We start from the raw sequence: 9,658 nt of genomic DNA on the forward strand, positions 1-9,658 counted from the left end.
ACCCTCTCATTTTCTAAAAAATTAGAAAATCACATTGGGGCTATCAAATTCTATTTATGCTACCATAATTTGAATCATGCAATGGGGCTCTCAGCACCATAATTGAAGCACTACCAAAATTTTACCATTTTAGGTGTTTCGTTAGATAGACCTAACGGGAAAGAAGCTTGGCTAAAAGCCATCCACAAAGACCACCTTGACTGGACTCATGTATCGGAGTTAAAACAATGGAACGCCGACATAGTAAAACAATACGCCATTCAGGTTGTTCCTCAAAACTTCCTGATTGGGCCTGACGGTAAAGTCCTTGCGAAAAATATACGGGGAGAAAATTTGGACAAAAAATTAGCTGAAATTTTTGGTAGTAAGCCTTAATCAGGAGAACCCGGGCAGAGCTACTCAGTGCAGGAATGTATCCAAATCGACAAAAAGGGGCGGGCGTATTTTTTGTTTTCATTTGTTGGTATGCTTTGGCTCATTACTCACCATGATATTCTGTTAATTGGTAGGTAGGTTTATTCATTTGGCAAAAATAACCTTTATTAAGAATGCCTAAAAAGTTCCCTCTCTACCGTCAACACGACGCCATGGACAGGAACGCCTGCCCGGTGCGGTCTTACCTGCTTACGCATGGTGGCCAAGTACTACGGGCAGAACTACTCGGCGCAGGAGTTGCGGGAACGTACCCAAATCGGCAAAGATGGGGTCAATCTTTTGGGGATTTCGGAGGCGGCAGAGAGCATTGGTTTTCTTACTCGGCTCGTTGTTTTAAAGGTAATGAGTTAAAATGTACGATTCATCGTGCTACTGTGTGTTCAACTCAACAGGATTCTGATGCCTGGTGTAGAAGTGGTTGTGAATTAGAGTGGGATTGTACGGACTGCTATGGATAAATCATAAAGGCATTCCTTTTTTTATGTATTTTTATAAATTTTGTTCCTTGCAAGGAAAATAATGTGGGGAACAAAATTTTGTACAACTTTTAATCTATTCTCAAATATGATAAAATCCTTTTTTATAGTATTACTTTGCTTTAACTGCGCATTTGCACAGAATGATAGCTTAGTCTTTGCGTTTATTTCTGGGAAGTGTACAGATACTATTTGGAAAGAACAGACCTTAAGGAGGTTTGATTTACTTTTGCAAGATGATATTATTTTTGATAAAATAAAAATTAACCTTGATGATAGTAGCTTTACTTTTAGGATACCTTTGTCTCGTTCTTTTCCTGCTCAAATAAGTAATAGCCGTGTTTTTATATCACCAGGTGATACTATATCATTAATTACAGATGGAAGTCATATTTATGAAGTTTCTGGTAAATACAGCGGGAATTATCTATTCCATTATTTACTTAAACAAAAAAATTTAAGATTCATTCGACCTACCTCAAAACACGAGAACAATTGGAGGGAATTTAAAGAAGAAGTTCAAACTCTAAGACAAAATAAAATAGCTGTCTTAGACAGTTTACACAGTATAAGCCTAACCTCTGGAGAATTTTATTTGTTTTCTAAAAGAGAAATAGTTTATTCCTACTATGCACAATTATTAAGTGTTATTTTAAGTAAAAAAGCCCCAAAAACAGATATTCTAACAGAAGAAGATGTAGTAGAAATTGAACAATTAGTTCTCTTAAAGGCAACATCAGAAATAGATATAAAATCATTGTTTTTTCAAGAGTTCGCAGCAAACTACCTCAAATGGAAGTTCAATCACATAGAAAATAAAGATGATAAGTTAACTCAGGGATTAGATTTTATAAAATCTAACTACAGTTCTACCTGTGTCGAATCTTTGATGTGTTACTGGTTTTTTAATTATTGTAGTACCTATCTTGCCATTGATAACCCGTCTCACTTTGATAGCCTTTATAGCTCAAATAGCGTTTTTTTTAAAAGTTATGAATTTAGAGAACGTATGCAAGAGATATATTCCAAAATACATGGGATTGAAATAAGTATTCCGATTGACGTACAATTAACAGAACTACTGTCAAAAAGAATAAATAGAACTACTTTAGGGAAAATTATAGCAGACAATAATAGGTATCAATACTGCGTACTTGATTTTTGGGCAAGTTGGTGTCAACCATGTATTAAGGATAGATTAAATTCTGCTCCAACTAAAAACTTCCTTAAAAGAAAAAATATAAAAATAATTAGTATTTCCGTAGATCACTCATCTAAAAATTGGGAAAGAGCTTTGGAAAAATATAAATGGGAAGAGGATGAATATTTACTATTAGATAGCTTATCTCTTCTTTTGTCTAAATATCAAATACAAAGCTTTCCAAGATATATTCTCATAGATCCTACGAAAAGGCATATAATAAGCCTAAATGCTCCACGAATAGCTTCTTTAGACTCTTGGAAAGAATTTATATTTTATCTCGAAAAGAAAACAAAATCTATCAAATAATTCATGCTGTTTTCTCCCCCCTAATTCATCAATCTACTTTTTTAGTATGTGGATTAGGATTAAAAGGAAATCTCACCACTGAAACAACCTAATCGATTAAAACAAAAATAGAAACGGTGTTATAATCCCCACTTATTAAACACACATAAATTATTTTCTAAATAGTGTCCTAACAACCTACGACTTGGCCAAGTAAAATCAAATAAATTGTTTAATTCAAAAAAATTAAAAACATGAAAAAGTTATTGATGCAATTTTCTGAGAATGTGTTGTCGCGCAGTCAAATGAAACAAATATAGGGAGGGGAGGTTTGTCCACCACAACTGTATGCCTACTGCGAGTCACTTTGTGCATATGCACTTTATAATTCGAATATATGGCAACAGGTCCATGCTCAAATTGTACTAAAGGCCCTGATGAATAAAATGAAGTTGCACAAGCTTAGCTTATTAATCACTTGTCTACTCGTTGTTGCTTTCAAAGTTATTGGGCAACAACGAGTCCTTATGGGTAACGTGACCGATTCCGAAACAAATGAGCCCATCCAATTTGCGGCTGTTTATATCAATAATACCTCAAATGCGACCGAGACGGATTCAACGGGCAAATATCAACTCAGAAACGTCTTTAATCATCATCGGGGAGGCAGTGTAGAACTCGTGGTGTCTTCGTTGGGATACACCACTTTTCGGCAAAAAATACTTGATATACACCAAGATACGCTGATGATTAACATCGCACTCGTTTCTTCTCTACAAACCATTACGGAGGTGTCTGTAAAAGGAAAACGCGACCAAACATGGCTCAAGCAGTACAAAAAATTTGAAAGTGCTTTTGTAGGTACAAATCAAAATGCACGAGCTACTAAAATTCTCAATCCTTGGGTCATTGATTTTGAGGGGGATATATCAGGATTTTCGGCCTCTGCCCAAAAAATAATTGAAATTGAAAACAAACCATTAGGGTATAAAATCTTTTTTGAACTGCAACGATTCTCGTTTTCTTCTACTCGCAGCAGTTTTTCTGGATTGGCGCGATTTGAAAAATTCAAACCAACGGACGAAGAACAAAAAAAGAAACTGGAAGAAAATCGGCAAAAAGCCTATGAAGGCTCGGAACGGCATTTTTTTAAGGCAATAGCCCAAAAACGCTTAAAACAAGAGGGATTTGTGGTCTATGAAGTAAACCCTAAATACAACGAAAAAACGAGTTTCTCGCACCTGAGTCCGCAGTTAGGGAAAAGATTGTTCCCTTTTAATGACACTATAGCCATAAAAATGGGACGTTTTCCTTCCTCCAAAGAAATCATAGCACCCAATGAACTCGAAATCCTGAATACCAATACTATCAATCGGATTGGTTCTTATCAAGATGCACCTTTTCCTGTTTCGTGGCTTCGAGTCAAAGGCGGCAAAACCGAAGTAACTACCACAGGGTTGTTGTTTGACACCAATAGTTGCGAATGGGCAGGCGATGTAGCCGAACGAAGAATAGCGGATATGTTGCCCTTGGACTATGAACCCGAACCCTTGGTGGAAAACAATAATTGGAAACTATTTTTACCCAAAAATACTCCCGAAACCCAAAGCAAGAGTGCCTTAGAACCCGAACCTGCCCCTTTGGTTTCGATAAAACACACCTTTGAAGGCGACACAGTGGTGTTTCGTATTCAAGTAAAAAGGCCCGATGGCGAGCCCTTGCGCGGACGGCTATCGGTGGCGGTAATAGAAGATACACAACCAGCAATAAATCAGGCTGATACACTGCTTGCCAAGCCTTCACTTACGGATACTGCCCAAGTCAAACGCGACCCCAAAGCCATTACTTTAGAGGAAGTCAAAATCAAGGTAAAACGAAACAAACGAGCCACGCAAACATTGTTGGGCAAAGTAGATTATGTAGTAGATAGCAACGACCTAAAGGATATTATTTCAGGAAATGTGATTACGGCCTTGCAACACAAAGTACCAGGCTTGGATATTATTGAGACCACCGATCAAGCGGGGTTCAGTAGAAAAGGCATCCGAATACGTGGGGGAGGTTATAGCTTGCGCCCTACGGGGGCAGAAGAAGACGAACCTCTCTTTCTCTTGGACGGAATCCCGTTTGGCACTTTGCAAAGTTTGAATTCTATTCCAATAAGCGAGGTGTTGAAGATTGAAGTCATCAAGAGTGCCAATTCGCTTTTGGGTTCAAGGGGAAAAAACGGTGCCATCAACGTAGTTACCAAACGTGCTGCTGTCAACAATGGTACGTCCATTGCGTCTATCAACGAAGGTAAATTATTTTTCTGGCAACCCTCTACCGACTTATCAACACAGGGTGAAATTACTGTACGCTTTGTTTTGCCAAAAGGACTAAAATATTATGTTACAATCAATGGAATTACTTCTGAAAATCAGCCTTTTACTAAGGAAATTTCGATTCATTGAAAATTTTAGATATTACTTGAGTGGTGTAATATAAAGAGAATTTAAGTGAGTTACCTATTCACTTAGCATATACCTGATAACATTTTCTTTCTGACAATAGACTCTGGCAATTTAAATGAAGTTCCCCCTCTACCGTCAACACGATGCCATGGATTGCGGGCCTAACTGCCTACGAATAGTCATAAAATTCCTCGCACAACAACTAAAATTAAATGAAGTTCCATATTTATAAGCAACATGACGCCATGGATTGCGGGCCCACCTGCCTACGGATGGTGGCCAAGTACTACGGGCAGAGTTACTCGGCGCAGGAGTTGCGGGAACGTACCCAAATCGGTAAAGAGGAGGTTATTGTTTTTTTGCTTTCACTCGTTGGTATGCTTCGGCCAATTTGTCATGCATAGCTTGGTGTTCGGGAGTAAGTTCAATTCGATTGATTTTTCCATTTAATGAAGAATCAGTAATGATGACAGCAGACTGGTATAGGGATTTAAGATTCTTTTTCATGTTTTTTGGAAATTTGAAATGAAAAATAATTTTTATTCGGAACAAACCTTTCAAGTTCATTTTCAAAAGTTAAACCATAGATTTCAAAATCGATATCTGTTTCATCATAAAGTTTAGCGATGATAGCGCGATATATTCGGGTTCTTGTGTTAGTACTTCCCATAAAGAAAATACTTTTTTCGGGATAAAGTTCCAGAAAACGATAAACCGTAACAATAACCGTGTTGATAATGATACGAAAATCTTTATTATCGCTTACCACTACTACGTCTAACTTTCCATCTATCAAATCGCCGAATACTAATTCAACCGCATTTGAATCGTATATTGACTCATAGAATCCGATGGCTTTGCGAATGACTTTATTGTTATTGATACTGTCAAATTCGTACCAATACCCATCAGAAGACTCTGTTAATTGGTAGGTAGGTTTATTCATTTGGCAAAAATAACCTTTTATCAAGAATGCTCAAAAAGTTCCCCCTCTACCGCCAACACGATGCCATGGATTGCGGGCCCACCTGCCTACGCATGGTGGCTAAGTACTATGGGCAGAACTACTCGGCGCAGGAGTTGCGGGAACGTACCCAAATTGGCAAAGATGGAGTCAATCTGTTGGGGATTTCGGAGGCGGCTGAGAGTATCGGTTTTCGTACCATTGCGGTCAAAGTCCCGTTAGATAAACTCCTCCAAGAAGCCCCTTTTCCCTGCATTGTACACTGGTCTCAAAATCATTTTGTAGTAATAACCCCATCCCCTAACCCCTTCCCCTCTGAGGGAAGGGGAATTTTCTCCTCCTTCCTACTGGGTCGGACCGTCGCACGGAGGAGGCCGGGTGGTGGGGTTCAAGTTGCTGACCCCGCCCGTGGGCTTATCACCTATACCCGTGATGAGTTTGAAAAACAATGGGCTACTACCATCTCCAACGGTCAAAAAATGGGAGTGGCCTTATTATTGGAACCAACGCCTGAATTGGGAAAAGAGCATGAATCGGAGGGTCACACCGGCGATGAAAAAGGCTTAGGGACAGGTCGTTTAGGTACTTATCTGTATCAAAATCGCCGCTTAGTGGGACAGTTGGGGGTAGGGCTGTTGGTGGCGAGTGTGTTGCAGCTTATTTTACCTTTTTTGACGCAGTCGGTGGTGGATGTGGGCATTCAAACCCGCAATCCTTCCTTTATATTGTTGGTCTTGTTGGCGCAGTTGGCCTTGACCGTGGGGCGCACCTCGGTGGAGTTTATCCGTTCGTGGCTGCTGATGCACCTCAGTACGCGGCTCAACCTGTCGCTGCTCTCCGATTTTCTCATCAAACTCACCCGTTTGCCGCTGTCCTTCTTTGATACCAAGCAGTTTGGCGACATTATGCAGCGTATTGGTGATCATCACCGCATTGAGCAGTTTCTCACGGGGCAAACCCTCAATACCCTCTTTTCGCTGTTCAATTTAGTGGTTTTTGGGTCGGTATTGGCGTTTTATAACCTCACCATTTTTGGGGTTTTGATTCTTTCTGCTTTGTTGTATGCGGGTTGGGTGATGCTGTTTTTGAAATTCCGTCGAAAATTGGATTATCAACGTTTTGGGGTATCGGCTAAGAGCAACAGCACCTTGGTTCAACTTATTCAAGGAATGCACGAAATCCGTTTGGCAGGTGCGGAGACACCCATGCGTTGGCAATGGGAACAATTGCAAACCCAATCGTTCAAGCTTGGTATGAAAGGCTTGGCGGTGTCGCAGTGGCAGTAGGCGGGGGCATTGCTTATCAACGAAGGAAAAAGCATTTTTATCACGTTTTTGTCGGCACAAGCGGTTATTAATGGCCAGCTTACGTTGGGGGGAATGTTGGCCGTGCAGTATATTATTGGTCAAGTCAATGCACCCCTTCAACAACTTATTGGATTGGTTCAATCGGGACAGGATGCCAAAATCAGTTTGGAGCGGTTGAACGAAATCTATGAATTGGAAGATGAAAGCAGCCCCCTAACCCCCAATGGGGGAATAACTGTTCCCCCATTGGACGGTACGCCGCGCGGGGCCAGGGGGCTGTTCTTCCGCAATGTGTCATTTACCTACCGGGGAGCAGGAAATGAACCCGTACTGCGCGACATCAACCTGACCATTCCTGAGGGGAAAACCACCGCCATTGTAGGAATGAGCGGCAGTGGCAAAACGACCCTGTTAAAATTATTGCTACGATTTTATGACCCACAAAAAAGCCCCCTAACCCCCAACGGGGGAATATTTGTAGGTGGTATAAATTTGTCTTCTATTTCACATAAACACTGGCGCAAACAATGCGGTGTAGTGATGCAGGATGGATTTATTTTTTCAGACACCATCGCCCGTAACATTGCCGTAGGCGTAGAAATCATTGACCGCCAAAAACTGTACCATGCCGCCCAAGTGGCTAATATTTTGGAGTTTATAGAATCTTTGCCCTTGGGGTTTCACACCAAAATCGGAGCCGAAGGAACGGGCGTGAGCCAAGGACAAAAACAACGGTTGCTCATTGCCCGAGCCGTTTACAAAGATCCGCAATATATTTTCTTTGATGAAGCGACGAATGCATTGGATGCCCACAACGAAGCCGTGATTGTAGAAAACCTGAATGAATTTTTCAAAAACCGAACAATCATCGTAGTAGCGCACCGACTGAGCACGGTCAAAAATGCCGATCAGATTGTGGTATTGGACAAAGGCATGATTACTGAAATAGGCACCCATGCCGAATTGACATCGCAGCAAGGCGATTATTATCAATTGGTGAAAAATCAGTTGGAGTTGTGAGCCCCTAAACCGTGCGGGTAACCTCATCCCGCATTAGACTTAAATTTAACCACAATGAGCTTACATAATAACCAAATAAGTACTCCCCCATTGGGGGTAGGGGGGCTGGAGGGATCTTTTGAGGAATTGCGCAACGAGGAGTTGCAGGAAGTGCTCAGTCATACTCCTCCTTGGGCGTTGCGTTGGGGCAATACACTTTTCCTGCTTATTTTGTTGGGGATGATGGCGTTGGCCTGGGTCATCAAGTACCCCGAAATCGTAACTGTCTCCTTTTGTCTCACTTCTGACGATGCTCCCAAGCCCGTCGTAGCTAAATCCACCGGGCGGTTGGTGAAATTGTGGGTCAAGGAAAATCAGCAGGTACAGCAGGGGCAAACTTTGGCTTATTTGGAAAGCACCGCTTCGCACCAAGAAGTTTTGAGGCTTGGGCAAGCGTTGGAGAAACTGGCAAGTTGGGTGAAAATAGGCCGTTTTGAGGTAATTTCCTCTTTTAAAGCGGGCGATTTTCAAAAACTGGGCGAATTACAAGCCGATTATCAAACTTTTATGCAGCCATTTACTGAAACGGCGACGCTGTTTGCCAATGGTTATTTGGACAAAAAGAGAAATTTTCTGAACGACGAATTGGCCAACCTAAAGAAGAACAATGAACAGTTATTGGACCAACTTGACATTCAAAAAAAGGAATTCAAATTAATAGAGAAAGAGTTTGAGATGCACCAAAAACTCTTTCAGGAAAAAGTCATTGCACCCGTGGAATACAATCGGGAAGAACGTAATTATTTGGCTAAACAATTGCCATTGAAACAGTTGGACATGACCTTAACCAATAACGCCGCTGCTCAGACCCAAAAACAAAAAGAGTTGGCGGAACTGGACAAACAGGCCAACGACCAAAAAGCAAAGTGTGCGCAGGCACTCAGTACGTTACGGGCTGCGGTGGGAACTTGGAAAACCCGTTTTGTACTTGTTTCACCCAAAGACGGCCAGGTGTTTTTTGCGTCGCTTTGGCAGGAAGGCCAATCTATCAAAAACGATGAGATCCTGTTTTACGTTGGAAGTTCTCAAAAAAGCTTTTTTGGCGAGGCGCGTATTCCTCAGAGAAATTCGGGAAAGGTAAAAGAGGGGCAACGGGTTTTGGTTAAATTTCAAAGTTATCCATTTGAACAATTTGGGATAGTGGAAGGGAATATTCAAAACATTGCTGCCGTTCCTTCTTCTGACAGTACGTTTCGGGCAGTGGTTGGTTTACCCAAAGGGCTACAAACTTCGTCACGAAAAACCCTTCCTTTCAAAAATGGTCTAAATGCTACTGCCGAAATCGTAACCGAAGATTTGAGTATTGCGGAACGGATGTTTTATGAAGTCAGGAAGATGCTGAGATAGGTAAAAGAGAAGGCAGTGCGCGCAAAGTAATGCTATAACAAAAAAATAGACAACTGGGGCAAATGCCTAACTTTGGAGTGACTAAACTCAAAGATTATGTACCTATTTTGCCCAAGTTGTCACAGCAC

8 protein-coding genes and 1 pseudogene are annotated in these 9,658 nt (G+C 41.1%); 7 read left to right on the forward strand and 2 right to left on the reverse strand.

Going from position 1 to position 9,658, the window contains the following annotated elements:
- The first annotated feature begins 102 nt into the window (after window positions 1–102).
- The 5 genes from Q0081_RS23965 (at window position 103) to Q0081_RS23985 (ending at window position 5,257) form a co-directional block, all read left to right on the forward strand.
- Window positions 103–375 (forward strand): peroxiredoxin, encoded by a 273-nt coding sequence (locus Q0081_RS23965; protein ID WP_298359758.1) that lies wholly within the window; start codon window positions 103–105, stop codon window positions 373–375.
- 255 nt (window positions 376–630) lie between these two features.
- Complete coding sequence (locus Q0081_RS23970; RefSeq protein WP_409034092.1) at window positions 631–786, forward strand: cysteine peptidase family C39 domain-containing protein; 156 nt, start codon at window positions 631–633, stop codon at window positions 784–786.
- A 213-nt stretch (window positions 787–999) separates the two neighbouring features.
- Window positions 1,000–2,421 carry a thioredoxin-like domain-containing protein gene (locus Q0081_RS23975; RefSeq protein WP_298359761.1) on the forward strand — a complete coding sequence of 474 codons (1,422 nt, stop codon included), beginning with the start codon at window positions 1,000–1,002 and terminating at the stop codon, window positions 2,419–2,421.
- Window positions 2,422–2,927: 506 nt separating this feature from the next.
- Window positions 2,928–4,853, forward strand: a complete 1,926-nt coding sequence (locus Q0081_RS23980) for a carboxypeptidase-like regulatory domain-containing protein (protein ID WP_298359764.1) — start codon at window positions 2,928–2,930, stop codon at window positions 4,851–4,853.
- Between the two features lie 272 nt (window positions 4,854–5,125).
- A complete protein-coding gene (locus tag Q0081_RS23985) occupies window positions 5,126–5,257 on the forward strand; it encodes a hypothetical protein (protein ID WP_298359773.1) in 132 nt (43 codons plus the stop codon).
- Here Q0081_RS23985 and Q0081_RS23990 read toward each other — a convergent pair.
- Window positions 5,202–5,360, reverse strand: coding sequence for a hypothetical protein (locus tag Q0081_RS23990; RefSeq protein WP_298359776.1), 159 nt, complete (start codon window positions 5,358–5,360; stop codon window positions 5,202–5,204). The two genes, Q0081_RS23985 and Q0081_RS23990, sit on opposite strands and share 56 nt — an antisense overlap.
- Window positions 5,344–5,799, reverse strand: coding sequence for a DUF6934 family protein (locus tag Q0081_RS23995; protein WP_298359767.1), 456 nt, complete (start codon window positions 5,797–5,799; stop codon window positions 5,344–5,346). The genes Q0081_RS23990 and Q0081_RS23995 overlap by 17 nt, the downstream gene beginning before the upstream one ends.
- A 26-nt stretch (window positions 5,800–5,825) precedes the next feature.
- Between Q0081_RS23995 and Q0081_RS31970 the strand changes: the two are divergent.
- A pseudogene (locus tag Q0081_RS31970) lies at window positions 5,826–8,144 on the forward strand (peptidase domain-containing ABC transporter).
- Between the two features lie 54 nt (window positions 8,145–8,198).
- Window positions 8,199–9,530 carry an HlyD family secretion protein gene (locus tag Q0081_RS24005; protein ID WP_298359770.1) on the forward strand — a complete coding sequence of 444 codons (1,332 nt, stop codon included), beginning with the start codon at window positions 8,199–8,201 and terminating at the stop codon, window positions 9,528–9,530.
- Window positions 9,531–9,658 lie beyond the last annotated feature (128 nt).

It is taken from the genome of Runella sp., assembly GCF_027484545.1.
Taxonomy (GTDB): domain Bacteria; phylum Bacteroidota; class Bacteroidia; order Cytophagales; family Spirosomataceae; genus Runella.

Bases quoted from the DNA above. Each gene is read 5' to 3' on its own strand.
- Q0081_RS23985 (WP_298359773.1), top strand. From the start codon at position 5,126: ATGGTGGCCAAGTACTACGGGCAGAGTTACTCGGCGCAGGAGTTGCGG.
- Q0081_RS23990 (WP_298359776.1), bottom strand. From the start codon at position 5,360: ATGAAAAAGAATCTTAAATCCCTATACCAGTCTGCTGTCATCATTACT.
- Q0081_RS23980 (WP_298359764.1), top strand. From the start codon at position 2,928: ATGGGTAACGTGACCGATTCCGAAACAAATGAGCCCATCCAATTTGCG.
- Q0081_RS23995 (WP_298359767.1), bottom strand. From the start codon at position 5,799: ATGAATAAACCTACCTACCAATTAACAGAGTCTTCTGATGGGTATTGG.
- Q0081_RS24005 (WP_298359770.1), top strand. From the start codon at position 8,199: ATGAGCTTACATAATAACCAAATAAGTACTCCCCCATTGGGGGTAGGG.
- Q0081_RS23975 (WP_298359761.1), top strand. From the start codon at position 1,000: ATGATAAAATCCTTTTTTATAGTATTACTTTGCTTTAACTGCGCATTT.
- Q0081_RS23970 (WP_409034092.1), top strand. From the start codon at position 631: ATGGTGGCCAAGTACTACGGGCAGAACTACTCGGCGCAGGAGTTGCGG.